At 69.8% G+C, this 14,155-nt stretch carries 13 protein-coding genes; 5 read left to right on the top strand and 8 right to left on the bottom strand.

Features of this window, described 5'->3' with window-relative positions; genetic code table 11:
* The coding region (locus ACWD12_RS40595; RefSeq protein ID WP_450103889.1) for a GmrSD restriction endonuclease domain-containing protein at window positions 1-540 on the bottom strand (540 nt) is incomplete at its 3' end.
* 559 nt (window positions 541-1,099) lie between these two features.
* Between ACWD12_RS40595 and ACWD12_RS40590 the strand changes: the two genes are divergently transcribed.
* The 3 genes from ACWD12_RS40590 to ACWD12_RS40580 all read left to right on the top strand — a co-directional run bounded on the left by ACWD12_RS40590 (window position 1,100) and on the right by ACWD12_RS40580 (window position 3,314).
* Entirely contained in the window at window positions 1,100-1,228 is a 129-nt protein-coding gene (locus tag ACWD12_RS40590) for a type II toxin-antitoxin system HicA family toxin (RefSeq protein WP_450103888.1), read from the top strand.
* A gap of 73 nt (window positions 1,229-1,301) precedes the next feature.
* Entirely contained in the window at window positions 1,302-1,661 is a 360-nt protein-coding gene (locus ACWD12_RS40585) for a hypothetical protein (RefSeq protein ID WP_450103887.1), read from the top strand.
* A gap of 180 nt (window positions 1,662-1,841) precedes the next feature.
* Entirely contained in the window at window positions 1,842-3,314 is a 1,473-nt protein-coding gene (locus ACWD12_RS40580; RefSeq protein ID WP_450103886.1) for a hypothetical protein, read from the top strand.
* 138 nt (window positions 3,315-3,452) lie between these two features.
* On the opposite strand, the gene ACWD12_RS40575 is transcribed toward ACWD12_RS40580, so the two are convergent.
* The 7 genes from ACWD12_RS40575 to ACWD12_RS40545 all read right to left on the bottom strand — a co-directional run bounded on the left by ACWD12_RS40575 (window position 3,453) and on the right by ACWD12_RS40545 (window position 11,065).
* On the bottom strand, window positions 3,453-4,295 hold the full coding sequence (locus ACWD12_RS40575) for a DciA family protein (RefSeq protein WP_450103885.1): 843 nt from the start codon (window positions 4,293-4,295) through the stop codon (window positions 3,453-3,455).
* Complete coding sequence (locus tag ACWD12_RS40570) at window positions 4,292-5,875, bottom strand: transcriptional regulator (protein WP_450103884.1); 1,584 nt, start codon at window positions 5,873-5,875, stop codon at window positions 4,292-4,294. The genes ACWD12_RS40575 and ACWD12_RS40570 overlap by 4 nt, the downstream gene beginning before the upstream one ends.
* A gap of 1,075 nt (window positions 5,876-6,950) precedes the next feature.
* A complete protein-coding gene (locus tag ACWD12_RS40565) occupies window positions 6,951-7,856 on the bottom strand; it encodes an FAD-dependent oxidoreductase (protein WP_450103883.1) in 906 nt (301 codons plus the stop codon).
* Complete coding sequence (locus ACWD12_RS40560; RefSeq protein WP_450103882.1) at window positions 7,853-8,437, bottom strand: isochorismatase family cysteine hydrolase; 585 nt, start codon at window positions 8,435-8,437, stop codon at window positions 7,853-7,855. The genes ACWD12_RS40565 and ACWD12_RS40560 overlap by 4 nt, the downstream gene beginning before the upstream one ends.
* On the bottom strand, window positions 8,437-9,609 hold the full coding sequence (locus ACWD12_RS40555; protein ID WP_450103881.1) for a helix-turn-helix domain-containing protein: 1,173 nt from the start codon (window positions 9,607-9,609) through the stop codon (window positions 8,437-8,439). Before ACWD12_RS40555 ends, ACWD12_RS40560 begins: the two co-directional genes overlap by 1 nt.
* A 145-nt stretch (window positions 9,610-9,754) precedes the next feature.
* Entirely contained in the window at window positions 9,755-10,528 is a 774-nt protein-coding gene (locus tag ACWD12_RS40550) for a GntR family transcriptional regulator (protein ID WP_450103880.1), read from the bottom strand.
* On the bottom strand, window positions 10,529-11,065 hold the full coding sequence (locus ACWD12_RS40545) for a UTRA domain-containing protein (protein WP_450103879.1): 537 nt from the start codon (window positions 11,063-11,065) through the stop codon (window positions 10,529-10,531).
* Window positions 11,066-11,460: 395 nt separating this feature from the next.
* Here ACWD12_RS40545 and ACWD12_RS40540 point away from each other — a divergent pair, with 395 nt between their 5' ends.
* Both ACWD12_RS40540 and ACWD12_RS40535 read left to right on the top strand, forming a co-directional pair.
* Complete coding sequence (locus ACWD12_RS40540) at window positions 11,461-11,946, top strand: hypothetical protein (RefSeq protein ID WP_450103878.1); 486 nt, start codon at window positions 11,461-11,463, stop codon at window positions 11,944-11,946.
* A 162-nt stretch (window positions 11,947-12,108) separates the two neighbouring features.
* A complete protein-coding gene (locus tag ACWD12_RS40535; protein ID WP_450103877.1) occupies window positions 12,109-13,605 on the top strand; it encodes an RNA-guided endonuclease InsQ/TnpB family protein in 1,497 nt (498 codons plus the stop codon).
* Window positions 13,606-14,155 lie beyond the last annotated feature (550 nt).

The raw sequence follows: 14,155 nt of genomic DNA, 5'->3' as shown, positions 1-14,155 counted from the left end.
GTACTCGCATGCGTACGCCTCATACGGCGGCATCCACTCCGCCGGATCCTTGTCCGCCTTGGAACGGTTCGACGCCGCAGACACCGCAATCAACAAACGCTCGTCGTCCAGGTCGTTCGCGTACGCCTGACGCTCCGCAGCACTCCACGCAGACGCCCCAGAGTCCCAGGCCTCGGCGAGCGGAACCATGTGGTCCACATCCAACTGGCCAGCCTGGTCGAGGAACCGGTCGTCGTACCTGGACCACCACCGGCCACCGGTCAGCGCGCACCGCGCCCCGACCTCCACCGGCTCCACAGCCTCGGCGATCAGCACCTCACGGCGCGCATCGCAACCGTCCCGATCCGCATCAACCCAGTGACGGAAGGCGGTGCGAACGTAGCCGGTGCGGTCCTCCTGCGCGAGCGACAGCTCGCGCACCGCGTCGTGCAGCCGAAAGCTGAACGGCGCACCAGCCTCCCGCTGTTGCCCCTGCGCAGGCGTGGCGGCGGCGGGCACCGCCACCGTGCTCGCGGCCAGCACCACCGCCGCAGCCGTCATGACGCACCTGTACACGAACCGTGTCCTCGACATCCCCGAGCCCCGTCCTGCCGGTCGCCGACCAGACCCCGACGGTCTGGTTGGTCCCGTTAGTCGTACCGGCCCCACCCCGCCCAAGTCCACGGCACCGCAGGCCCGTTCACCCGTACGGGCGCAGCACGTCGCCTGGTCGGGGCCGTCCATGGACGCCAGAACGCAGCCCACCGGCGCAACTCGTGTGGTGTTGATCGTTTTTGACTGCGCGTGGCACGGCTTTCGGACGGTTCCTCTGCCTACGGTGGAAGACATCCGGTGAGGCGTGCGGCGACACAAAAGCCGCCGCATGGTCCTCCACTCACGTGCCCGCCTCCCCCCACCGGGCACGCGGCCTCCCCGCGCTGCGGCCCCGCCTCCACCCCCCCGGCGGGGCCGCAGCCGCACCCCGGCAGGGCGCACCCGCACCCCCAGGCGTGATGGGTGCCGGCGGGGTGTCCGCCAACCCCGTCGCGGGCACGCTCCCGGAGTCGGCCGCGGTGTGAAGAGGACCGACCTCGTGCGGCAGCTCAAGGCCTAGGGTGCGGTGTTCGTACGCTCCGGCGGCAGCCACGACATCTACGAGCTGCGCGGCGTGCTCCTGGTGGTGCCGCGGCACCGTGAGGTCAACGAGCTGACCGCCGCGTCGATCCTGAAGAAGGCGAGGAACGCATGACCGGCAAGACCCGACGACGTACACCGCCCGTGCCGAGCGCTCCGGCGAATGGTGGGCGGTCAGCATCGACGACGTGGCCGGTGGCGTCTATACCCAGGGCCGCACCGTCCGCGAAGCACGCAGGATGGCCGCCGACGCCCTCGCCGCGGTCCTGGACGTCCCTCTCGACACCGTGCGCGTCGACCTCGCCATCGAAGGCACCGGCGCGGCCATCAAGCAGCTGCGCACCGCCCGCAAGGCCGCGCGGAAAGCCGCCCAGGACGAGGGCCAGGCCCTCGCCGACGCCGTCGCCGCGCTACTGGCCACCGGCATGAGCCAGCGAGACGTCGGCGACATCCTCGACCTCTCCCACCAGCGCATCAGCCAACTCGTCCCAACCGCGGCCAAGACCGGCAAAGCGAAGACGAAGCCGCGCAAACTGCAGGATGCCTGACGCATCCAAGGGTCCAGCGGCGCCAGGACCGCGGTGAGGTCTCAAATGGAACCCCGCCCCACGGCGGGCGGTGGCGGCTGGCTGCCCGGAACTCCCGAGTGACGGGCGGCATCCGGCGAGATCAAGTTCCCGGAACGGCAGGTGCGTGGTTCGTGCTTCGGCCTACCTTGGGACGAACAGTTGGACGACACGGGGGACTTCATGGTCGACACCAACCGGCAGCAGGACCCACCGGACTTAATGACGTGGCTCCGTACCCAGGGGTATCCGCCGGGCATGGCCCGACGGGTCCAGCGCCTACGCCACGACCTGCAAGCCATCGCCGACCGGCGTGCCGAGAACCTGAACGCCGTCAGCACGGCCCGCGCCGAGCAGCTGGCGACACTGCGCCACCTCGACCTCGGCGCCGAGATCCGTATCCGGCCTGCAGTCGTGGCAGCAGCCCGGATACTCGCGCTGCCGTCGACGTGGTCCGTTCAATTGCGCGCGTACTTCGTGCTCTACGAAGGCCTCTACGTGGTCCCCGGGTTCGTCCTCTTCGGCCTCGTCTTCGCGGGTGTCGTCCCCGGGCTTCCTATTCCCACCGGCAGCGCGGCCGCAGGCGCGATGTTCCTGATGGTGGCCATCACCTGGTACGTCACCAAGCTCATCGGACATGCCGCCGGACGGCTCGGCACCTACGGGTCCGCGATCGCCAAGCTCGTCATCTTCGCCGGCCTGCTCACCGCGAACCTCCTGCTCGACCGCTGGTTCCCCATGGTCGTCGACAAGCTCAACGACTCCGATGTCGCCGGTTGGGGCCGTGGTGACACGGTCGTCGCGGACCTCCAGTTCGACATCGGTATCCCGTGGGCGCTCGCCACCGCCGCCGCCATCGCCGGGCTCAAACTCCTCTACGCCGCGGTCCACGTCGCCCTGGAACGCGCCGCACCACGCGAAGCGGACGACGTCGTCCAGTGCGCCGCCGTCCTCACCGGCTTCCTCGACATCGCCCTGCTCCTGGAGGGCCTGCACATCCCCGACGAGGACCTGGTCCCCGCCCCCGTTCCCAGGCCCCGCGCGGTAGCCGAAGCCACCGAACTGGCCGACAACCCCGAGCGCGTACCCCCGCCCTACATCACCACCGAGCAACGCCTCGAGCTCCTGCGCCGCCTCGAGCACCTCGCCGACACCGTCGAAGGGCCCTGGCGGCGCGCGCTGCGTACCGGAGACGCCGCCGCCGACCACGAGATCAACCGCACCGCCGACGGCATCGCCACCGCCATACGCCGCTGGAAGACCACCGCCGCGCTCGGCGGCCGCGACCTGGAACTCATGCGCGAGAAGTTCACCGCCGCCGTCGTCAACGCCGCCGACGGCGAATGGACCCTCCTCGCCGCCGACGACATCACCGCACGCGAACGGTTCGGCCAGCGCCTGCGCCGCCGGATCCAAGCCGTCATCGCCACCGGCCTCATCGTCGCTTCCCTCTTCATCGTCATCGCCAAGCCGTTCGGGCTGTCCTCCGGCGCCGCCGTGATCGTGTCCGCCATGCTCGCCTACCTCGGCAACCTCGCCGCCCCCCGCGCCACCGACCGGCTCATGACCGCAACCCGCCTCGTCGGCTTCACACCCCCCGGCAGCGGAGGCGGCGACAAGTCCCCCGCGCCGTAGGTGCCCACTGGGCGGCCGGAAGCCGTGGTCGCCGGGCATCGCGATCCCGCCCCGTGTTCTGCGCGACGTTGCCGGGGCGCAGGGTCCAGGAACGAGCCTGGCGCACGACGAACAGGCGCAGCATCCGATCCGGATGGTTCACGCGGTGTCCCGAAGGGGGGCCGGAAGCGCCGACGAAGCGCTCGCGATGGTCGGGAGGCTGCGCGCCGCGCGGTCCCGCGCGGCCTGTTCCCGGGCCCGCCGGTACGCGTCCGAGCGGCCGCCGGGCCCGGCCTGCGCCGCCTCCTGGTCCTGGTCGACCAGCACCGCGCGGAAGACCTCCTCGGGTTCGCGGTGCCAGGCCAGGGCCTGGTCCTGCCGCTCGATCGCGGCCCAGACGCCGGGGGCGAGCTGCTGCTCAGGGACGGCGGCGCGGTGCGCGGCCACCGCCTCCCGGTATCCGGCCAGCGGTTCGCGCCGGGCCGCGGGCGGGGTCGGCGCGGGCGCGATGTCCGTGTCGTCGACGGCTATGGGCCCCGCGGACGAGGTCCTGGCGGCCGGGGCCAGGACGCGGATGGTGCGGACGGTGGTCGTGCCGGTGTGGTCGGCGATGCGCCGCAGGAGCGCGGGTGTCTGGAGGCGCAGGTGGGTGGCCCAGGAGGCGGAGTCCGGGCGCAGGTCCAGGCGGCCGGTGGCCGGATCGAACGCGGCGGCCTGGACGTGGCCGGCGAGGTTCGGGGCGATGCGCTCCCAGTCGGCCAGGATCCCGGCACCGGCCGCCGGTGCCTGCCAGGCCCGGGCGGCGACCAAGCCCTCGATGACGGCGGCGAGCCCCAGCGGGTCGCGCCCGTCCGAGCGCCGGGCCTGCCGGGCGCGCGGCGCCAGAGCGGGACGGCCAGCGCTTTGGGCGGCAGCTGCGCGGGCGGCGCGCAGGGCAACCCTGGCCAGGTCGATCCCCGACGTGCCGGGCGTCCCGGCGCGTGCCGGGTCCGGGCCGGTCACCACGCCGCCGGGGCCGGTGCGGCGGTGCGCTGCTTATGGAGCACCCAGTCGACCAGGCGGTTCGTGTAGAGCCGCCGTGCGAAGTCCTCGCCCATCAGGTCGATGGTCGACAGCACCGCGTCGTGGTCCTGCTCCCCCAGGCGCCGCAGCTCGAGGACCTGGTCCCGGCTCAGGTCCTCCAGCTCCAGGACCTGGTCGTCGACGTGGTGCACGCTCACCCCGTCGACGCCGTCCCGGGCCTGGTCGATCGCGGCGAACGCGCTCTCCACGTCGGCCGCCAGCTCCGCCGTGACCGGGAGCTGCCAGATCCCGCCGTTCCAGACCTGGTCGGCGTGCCGGGCCCGCGTGGCCCGGGCGGAGTCGCGCCAGTGCTCGACCTGCCCGGCCCGCTCCGCCGCAGTGCGCCAGCCGGGCAGACCGGTGACGCCGCGCAGCCGGGACGCCAGCAGGCCGGACGGGCGTCGGGCGCCCTCGGTCGGCGCGTCGACAGTGGCCAGCCAGGCGGCCACCTGCGCGCAGGTCCATCCGGCGTCGGAGACTTCGCCGACCACCCACGCGACCCGGGGCACGGAGGCCTTCGCCAGCCACCCGATCTCGCGGACGAGCTCGGCGGCGAGCTGGAACCGGCGGCCGACCTTGTTGACCGTCCGGCGTGCGGGCTTCTGGTGGGTGCTGGGGGCGTGATCGTGCGTCCCGCCTGCGAGCTGTGCCTCTAGGGGGACCACAAGAGAAAGTCCCGGAGAAAAGCCTGCGGTAACACCCTCCATTGGGGTGCAACGGCTGCTGCTGTCCCCGGAGTTATCCACAGCCCCGCCGGAGGGGTCCGCAACGGCCGCAGCCGGGGTGTTCTCCGGGGCATTCACCTGCGGCTTTGCCGACGATTCCGCGGCGGGCTCCACCGCGGTCGCGCGCGGCGCCCGGATCTTCCGCGACGCCTTCCGCCCCAGCTTCGCGACCAGCTCGCGGCCGGCCTCGGCGATCCCCGTCGCCCGCCGCGACGGGCCCTCACCGGTCGTGCGGATACCCAAAGCGGCGTCGTAGGCGGGCGGGATCACCAGCGCGAACTCGCTCGCCCGCGCCCCCTTGCCCCGGTACCGGGTGCCCTTCTCGATGTAGACCAGCAGCCCGGCCTCGCGCAGCATCCCGAGGTGGTACTCCACCGCCCGCTCGCTCATCTTCAGCCGCCGCGCCAGGTACTCCACCCCGGGACGGCACGGCGACAGCGCCGCCAGCTCCTGCCCGAGCCGCAGCGTCGTCGCGTTCATCGCCCGCGGCCCGTGCGACCGCACCGGCACGTAGCAACCCGAACCGACCGTCCAGTGCGCCGACTGCATCCACGAGTACCCGTCCTGGGTGACCCGGCCGCGCGTCGCCTTCACCGTCTGCTCCGACTCCGGCACCCACAACCGCGGCAGCTCACCCGAGACCGGCGCGAACTTCGCCAGCAGCCGCTGCGCCGCGACAGCGGGCGACACCTTCCGCGGCCTGGCCGCGGCCTTCGACTTCGACGACGTACCGGACGGCTTGCGCGGCCCGGGCACCAGCGCCACGACAGCGGCCTCCGCCGCCACCGCGCTCACCGGCCCACCCACACGAGCGGCACGGCCCCGCCCGCAACACCGCAGGCGCGGGCATCCGGCGACGAGCACGACCAGGACGAAGGGACAGGGACAGGCGAGAAGACATAGGTGGCGTTCACGTCATAGAAGCGCCCCACCAAGGGCCGTCGTGTGACATCAACGCGCGAGAAAGATCCGTTCACACCTACGTCAGGTGCATGGCGGCGGCGCTGGTGTGACACGCGGCGCCCCAAAACTTCGGCGAGGTCTCCCAGCGGCGCCTGCCGCGAGGCCGACACTGGGTGCCCGAAGACCGCCGAACTGTCGCCCGATCGCGTGAAATTGGTCACGGAACAGCGCCGTACGCCCTGCCCAGACGGGGGGAAACCCGGCACGCAGGCATGCCAAAGCTGGCCACGCCCATAGTTCTTGTGCACAATGAAGTCGCCTTCTCGCGTGCGCGCACGCGGGCATGCAAAAGCCCCGCCCGGCGTGAGCCGCGTGGTGGTGGTTCTGGGACGAACCAAAAAATTGAGAGGTCCGAAGCCGGGTGGCACCGGGTCGGACAACCCCTCCGGGGCCGTGGCAGGCCTACCGGAGACGCGATGGGCGTTCGATCAGGTGAGTGGCATCACCAGACCGGGCGGCCCGGGGCGGCGCAAAGACCCTCTTTGCAGGCGCCGCCCCTCAGAGGACTACGACATCCCCGCCCCCTCCCCCGAGTTTCGGGTTGAGGCGCGTCCGGACAACACGAACACCCCGATGAAGGACCAGCAGCCACTTTGCGCGCGAATGCTGGCACCACAACGGGGTGCTTCTGTGTGTGGGGTCCGTCCTGCGGGTACCCTGAAGATCACGCGGTCACCTTGACCTTCCAGTAAAAGGTGTACTGCGGGCCTCCGGACCCCCATCACAAGGTCCCTCGGCCACAGCGGCCCCTCTCGCCTTGTCCAAGGGCGATCGACGGGGCCGCTTCCTATTTGCTTGTTGATCAGTGCTGCCGGTCAGCGTATCGCGTCCCTGCCGCCCCAGCAGTACGCACCGACCACGTGTCGCGCACACGCCGATCACACTGCCCCTATCACCTGAAAACCCATCAAATCCGCTGTTCGGCGTAGTAGTTCGCAAGCACCACCTCCGCACCCGACCCCTGAGCCGTCGCGATCCGCTGAAACTGCGCTGACCGCAAATCCCCAGCCACCCGAACCCGCGGATGTTGCAACTCCGTCGGGCAGTACGCGTCCTGACCCGAGACCAGTCCCCGCAGCGACGCCGGCTGGTTGCCCAGATTGCCCAGCACCGTGTTCGCCACGTAACTGGTAGACCGGCCTGCCCTGTCCGTGACTTCAAGAAGCCACTCCGCTCCGTAGGCCGATCGGGTCACAGCGACGCGGGACACGGGCACCAGGCGGACACGTGCGTCACCGACGACCTCGGCGACCTTGTAGTCGTCCGCCGCCGGGTGCAGCACGTGCAGCATCTGCGGCGACTTCCGGTGCGTGCGCAGCCACGTCCCGAGCGGCCGGTCCCCGCCGAGCACGTACGTCCGGCCGACCACGTCCTCCGGCGCGGCACGCCACAACGGCGGCGCGACGAACTCCTCCGGCGCGCTTATCCAGCCGACGCCGTGCGGCGTCAGCGTCTCTACACCGGTGGCCACCACGATGGCAGCCGCTGCCAGCACCATGCCGTCCTCGAGCATGACTTCGGCGCGGTTGTCATGACCGCGCACCGCGGCGGCCCGGCCGCGGACCACGATGCAACGGCCAGCCTCCTCCAGCCGGACCAAATCGGCCGCGAGCGCATCGGCGAGCTGCGCCCCGGTCGACCAGCCGCCCACCACGTTCTCCACCGCGCCGATCCGGTGCAGCGCGCCGCCGACCCGGTCGGCCTCCACGACCACGGTCCGCAACTGGAGGCTCGCGGCCATGAGCGCTGCGGCGACACCGGCAGGCCCGGCTCCGACGACGACCAGGTCCGCGTCGTACGGCAGCGCGCTCATGCGTGCGCCCCTTTGGCGATCCGTGCCAGGACGTCGCGGCTGGAGACCAGTTGGCCGCGGCCGATGTTCCGGCCAGCCATCAACAGCGCGGCGTCGTGGTACTGCACGCCGCCACTCGACGCACACGCGTCCGTGACGATCCACGGCCGGTGCCCCGTGTGGTACGCCGCCACGGCGGAGTCGTACACACACGCATCCGTGTCGATGCCGCACAGCACCAGGTCCGTCCAACCCGCATCACGGACCAGCGCGGCGAACGCCGGCGTGAAGATCGACGATTGCCCTTTGTCGATGACCGCGGCTGCGCCCGCGACGAACTCGGTGAGCTCGCCAGCGAGCTCCTGCTCTTCCGCCGTCCGCAGCCGCGTCCAGCCGGTGATCGTCTCGTACGGCGATCCCGGCGCGTTGTGGAACCGGGAGAAGACGACCGGAGCGCCAGCCTGTTGCCAACCCTCCAACAGCCGGACGATCGCAGGCAACGCGCCGCTGCTCCGCTCATTCACGAAACCCGCCTGCACGTCGATGACCAGCAACGCCGTCGATCGAGGATCCACCCAACCCGCCTTCCCCATAGTCGCCATCACGGATTGCCATCCCGCAGCGCATCCTGCGCAGCACGCAGCCGATCAGGCAGCTCACTCGTTGACAGAATTGCTTCACGCATCACCCGATGCTGCGCCGTCTCCGTCGGCCGCGCCGTCGTCAGCCGGACGTACGCACCGCGCAAGAACCGCCACCCGAACTCGGGAGGCATCACCGGATCCTCGCCCGACTCCACCATGTGCAACACATGGGACGACAGCGCCCACAACGCCTGCGCGTCCAGCTCCAGATCCACGATCTGGCTCATGGTCAGAGCCCGCTCGGCTGGCTGGGGGTGATAAGCGACACCCGACCAGCCGGCCACCCCTCGCGAAACGCCGCCGCCGAACCGCACCGTCTCTGGATGAGTCCATCCGTCGCGGAACTTGGCGTCTTCGGCGCCCGCGCCCAGAGGCACCACATGCGCTGGGTCCTGCCGATTGACCAGTACCGATGGCGTGGTGAGCAGGTGCAATGCAGTGTCCAGGCTGGCACCGGTCCACGAGGCATCCCGCAGTTCGTAGGCCGACAACACATATTGCGGACACGGTGTAGCCTTGTCGTCCCGTTTGTCGGGAGCGGCGTGCTGCTCCAGGAGACGAACGACGCAGTCGCCGGCCCAGGCCGGATCCGTGGCATACGTCCGATACCGCCACACCGCCAGTTCCGTCAATGTGTCTACGCGGTGGTGCTCCTCCAGGTGCACCACGGCCACGCCGCACGCGTACACGTACACCGTGGACGAGCGCGCTGACGGGTGACGAGCCAGCAACGTCTTACGCTCCAGACCACCCGGACCAGCCACACACACCGCACCTGCGGCATACAGCCTGCCCCCCTGTTCGCCGAGGTACACAGGCAAGAACTTGTGCGAGATCACCGTGCAAGGGGCCGCCCAAGACGACCGCTCGGTATCCCCCGATGCGGACTCTCCCCAGACCCCGGCTAATAGGGAACGGAACAGTTCCTGTTCCTCGCGCGTACACCGGCTCAACGCCGTGTCCAGGATCTGCGCTGTTTCGGGGCGACACACCGTCGCCGGGGACTTCCCCCACTTCGTGATCGTGCGCGCACTGATGCCAAGACGACTGGCGAACTCACGGACCGAAGCCCGCATTGCCTGCCTCAACAACAGCGCCGACGCGCCAGTCCACTGCTCCACAGCGATCACTGAACACCCCCGTTGCGGTCACCTACCAGGGCGGAAGAGCCGAAGTACCACGGTAGTTCCACACCAGTTCCACGCTGCGCCCTCTCTTCGAGTACTTCTGATCCAGAAGCTAGGACGCGTGACAATCAGCGATGCGGTGCAGCAGTCAGTCCCGATGTTGGATGGGCACCTGGTAGCGCATTCGGTACCTGTGCGCGGCCTTAGCGAGCAGCGAAGCCTCGATTGGACGCTGGTCGTCGGAGTACACCGTCCGGAACGTGAGCATGATCGGCATGTCCTTGGGGAGCTCCAAGGCGACCACTTCGTCCTCAGTGGGGATCTCAGAGGACACCTCGTCCACGAACTCCCGTGGTGGGTAGCCGATCTCGGTAAGGAGCGTGGGCGTCCCGCCGCGGATCTTCCGCTGCTCCATCAAGGGCGTGCCCTCGGCGAGGCTCAGCGGGTGGTAGCACCGAGCCAGTTCTGCCGGTTCTTCGTCCAGGAGCAACACCTGCTCGCGAAGCAGCGCCTGGGCGCCCTCGTCGAGTCCGAGCGTTTGTGCTACCTCGTACGGTGGCGTGACCACGGCGACCTGGAGCAGCCTCGACGAGCCGTGCTGAGATTCCTTCTCGGCCTCGCTGACCCAGCGGTAGGGCGCTCCCTGGGGTGCTGGCGGCAAGTACACCCCGGGCGAAATAGCGCGCTGTGTCCCGCCCTGGACGAACACGCCCCTACCGGGCTGGCCGACGACAAGCCCCTCATCCTTGAGCATCGAGAGTGCCTTCTGCACGGTTGTGCCCGCGACGCCGTACTCCTCCATCAGGACAGCAGTGGAGGGCAATTGAACACCGGGGCGCAGGTCGCCCCGAGTGATCCGGCGGCGCAGTCCAGCCGCGATCTTCTGGTGCGCCGACCGTGTATCCGTAAACGCGCGCGCCATCTAGACGGCCCTCTGCTGGCGATATTGGAGGTGCCGTGTCCCGGTCATGATGCTGACCTCCACTGGCACGCCCTCGGTGGACCTGGTGAAGCGTGTCAAGACCAGAACAGGCATGTTGTCCGACAGCTCCAACAGTTGGCACTCTTCTGCGCTGGCCACGCTTGCTCCAACGTCCTCAATTGGGTCGTCCTCCGGGATGTAGCCCAGTTGGCTGAGCAGCGTGACAGCACCGCCAGGGATCTTGCCTCGCTCTGCGAGACGAGTCCCTTGGGCGATTCGTGCGGGGTAGTACGAGTTCGCCAGTTCAACGGGCTTGTCGTCCAAGAGGATCAGACGGCGTCGCAGGATGACCGGGTGGCTGGACGCGAAGAACGCCTCAACATCGGGCGGGGGCGTGACCGTTTCGACGGCGAGCAGACGCTGACCCCCGCGCCTTCCGCGGGCTGCGGCCTCTGCGGTCCACGCATCGCGCTCGCCTGCCGGACGTGGAGCGAGATAGGGCTGCGCGTCCCCAATCCATGCATCGTCGCCGGTCACGGCCGGTCTCCTCCCTGGGACTTGACAGTCCATCAGTATGCCGTGCCGTAAGCCCTTGCGTCCTTAAGGCTTATAGCCTTAAGGTCAATCGTATCGCAATGCTGCGGACTCTCTCTAGAAGCCCGCAAGCCACAGCAAGCACCGCGGCCACCTCAAACGGCAGCGGAGATGGACTACACGCGAATAGCGCACCGCAGACCAGGACTTCACCGCCCCGGGCGGAGTGAGTTGACGAACCACGAGGTCGCTCATGTGGGCTGGTCTGGCGGCACAGATGGCGATTGCGCTGCCTGTCCCCCACGATCCGCCCGCAGCGTTGTTGCGCGGGGTTGCTCCTGGGGGGCGGAGAACGCAACACGCATCCACCAACCCCAGCCCCTTCCAGGGAGGCTTTCGTGCGCTCAAGCAACCTCGCGCCCTACAGGATCAGCCAGCTACTCCCCCAGGACATCAACCTGCGGGACGGCGAACAGCAGTCCATCCGCTGCCCCGAGTGCCACACCTGGCGGAGGATCCGACGCGGCATGGTCTGGCCGCACCACCCCGACGGGGAACGCTGCACCGGCAGTTCTCGCCGCGTCATCCTCGACATCACCGTCGAGGAATGGGAGCAGCGCCTCACTGAGGCTATCGACGCGACCGCGTGCCGACGCCCCACCAAAGTCACCCCCAAGCCGAAGGCCTTGCCGACGCCAGCCATCGTCCAGATGGCGCACCGGCGACCAACTCCTCGACAGATCCCGGGACAGCGTGCTGCCGAATGGGCTGCGGTCCTGCCTGCTGTGCAGGCGGCAGACGACCAACGCGCGTTCCGTCCAGTCGGGGCGACCCCGGCGTGCGGCCCTGAGGTGCCGACCGAGTCCCTGCGCATCAGCGTCTGACGTTCCCGTCCGTCCCGCGAGCGGTTCTGCCTGCGCCCACCTGGTGTCCCCGCCCGGGTGGGCGCAGCCACGACTGCTCGCGACAATGTCAGAGCGTGTCGGTACCGTCACGCAGATCCTGCGGCTCCGGCCGCAGTCCGCCCGAGAGCGAGGTGAGCACTCGTGCAGACAGAGGTACTCCGCGCCTTCCGATTCACCCTGGACCCGACGCCCGCGCAGGCTGTCCACCTCGCCAAGCACGCCGGTGCGGCCAGGAACGCCTTCAACTTCGCGATTGCGGCGAAGGCCTGCGCACACGAGAAGTGGCGATGGCTGGTCGCGCAGCAGGTCGAGGCCGGTGTGCCGGAGGACGTTGCGCGTAAGCAGGTTCGCGTGCCGGTCCCGACCAAGCCGACTTTGCAGAAGGCCTACCAGCGCGCCCGGGGAGACTCCCGGTCCGGCAACACCGGCGGGGTCTTCCCGTGGTGGCACGAGGTCTCTACCTACGCGATGCAGTCCGCGATGATCGACGCGGACACGGCGTGGAAGAACTGGCTCGACTCTCGGGCCGGCCGGCGCGCTGGGCGGGCTGTGGGGTACCCGCGGTTCAAGAAGAAGGGCCGCTGCCGCGACGCGTTCCGGCTGCACCACGACGTGAAGAAGCCGACGATCCGCACGGACGGCTACCGGCGGCTGCGGCTCCCGTCGCTGGGATCGATCCGCATCCACGACTCCGCGAAGCGCCTCGCCCGTGCTGTGGAGCGCGGCGATGCCGTCGTCCAGTCCGTCACCATCGCTCGCGGCGGCACCCGCTGGTACGCGTCCGTGCTGTGCAAGGTCCGGCAGGAAGTCCCGGACCGGCCGACGAAACGTCAGCGCCGTGCGGGCACCGTCGGGGTGGACCTGGGCGTCAAGGTGCTCGCTGCGCTGTCGCAGCCGCTTGACCCGGCCGACCCGGCAAGCGTGTTCGTCACGAATCCGCGGCACCTCAACTCCCATGTCGATCGCCTGGTCAAGGCCCAGCGGGCACTGTCCCGAACCCAGAAGGGTTCGAATCGGCGCCGCAAGGCCGTGCGGCGGGTTGGGGACCTGCACCACCGCGTCGCCGAGCGCCGTTCGGCGGCGCTGCACCAGGTGACCAAGCTGCTGGCCAGCCGGTTCGCGGTCGTCGCCGTCGAGAACCTGAACGTCACCGGGATGACCCGCTCCGCTCGGGGGACCGTGGAAGCCCCCGGGCGGAACGTCAGGGCCAAAACCGGGCTCAACCGCAGCATCCTGGACGTCGCGCCAGCGGAGTTCCGGCGTCAACTCGCTTACAAGACCGCCTGGTACGGGGCCGTGCTCGCGGTTGTCGACCGGTGGGCTCCGACCAGTAAGACCTGCTCAGGCTGTGGCGCAGTGAAAACCAAGCTGCGCCTGTCCGAGCGGGAGTACACCTGCGAGGCGTGCGGGCTCGTCTTGGACCGCGACCTGAACGCGGCACTGAACATCGCCCGCCTCGCTGACCTTGCCGCCGTAACGGTGGCCGTCGCCCCTGACAGAGCGGGCGACGTTAAAAGCTCGTCGAGCCGCAGACCGGCCAGCACCATCGTGCCGGTCAGCAGCGCTGACGCGAGCAGACCCCGCCCACCCTGGGCAGGGCCACCCCGGCGGAGCGATCCGCCGGTCACCCACACCTAGCGGAACGACAAGCCTGCGGTCACAGAGCAGCAAAGCCGCTCCAACGCCGCAGGTCACGGAGTGTTCGTTCCGCGCCAGCGTGGGTGAGTCGCCTCATGGGCACTCGCCGGGGGGCCCGAGCGCAGGTTCGTTCCGCGCCAGCGTGGGTGAGTCGCGTCTTCGTGAGGATGGCAGGCGGCCCGCAACGCGTGTCCGTTCCGCGCAGGCGTGGGTGAGTCGAGATATGAGCCGCTTGGGCCTGGGGCCAGTTGGAAGGCGTCCGTTCCGCGCAGGCATGGGTGAGTCGTTTTTTGGCGCCGCGTGTAGGGCCGCCGTTCCGCGCAGGCATAGGTAGCTGTGACAAGCCCCAGGGCGCGGCTGCTGCGGGCCATGTCCGCGCTGCCGCGTCGTGGTCCTGCTGGCCCGCTGACCACCGCTTCACCGGCACGAACCACCACGGCCGCGCCCCGCCCGAATCGATTCGGGCGGGGCGCGGCGGGGGGGGGTTGGTAAAGGGCGCGCGAGGAAAAGGTTGGGGCCCCGGGGGGGGTACCCCGGACGGGGGGAGCCC

It is taken from the genome of Streptodolium elevatio, assembly GCF_053592165.1.
The sequence above is the reverse complement of the archived record's forward strand: the minus strand, read 5'-3'. Positions and strand labels throughout refer to the sequence as shown.

Coding starts and splice junctions, on each gene's coding strand:
- ACWD12_RS40565 (WP_450103883.1), bottom strand. CDS start 7,856: ATGAGCGCGCTGCCGTACGACGCGGACCTGGTCGTCGTCGGAGCCGGG.
- ACWD12_RS40560 (WP_450103882.1), bottom strand. CDS start 8,437: ATGGCGACTATGGGGAAGGCGGGTTGGGTGGATCCTCGATCGACGGCG.
- ACWD12_RS40550 (WP_450103880.1), bottom strand. CDS start 10,528: ATGGCGCGCGCGTTTACGGATACACGGTCGGCGCACCAGAAGATCGCG.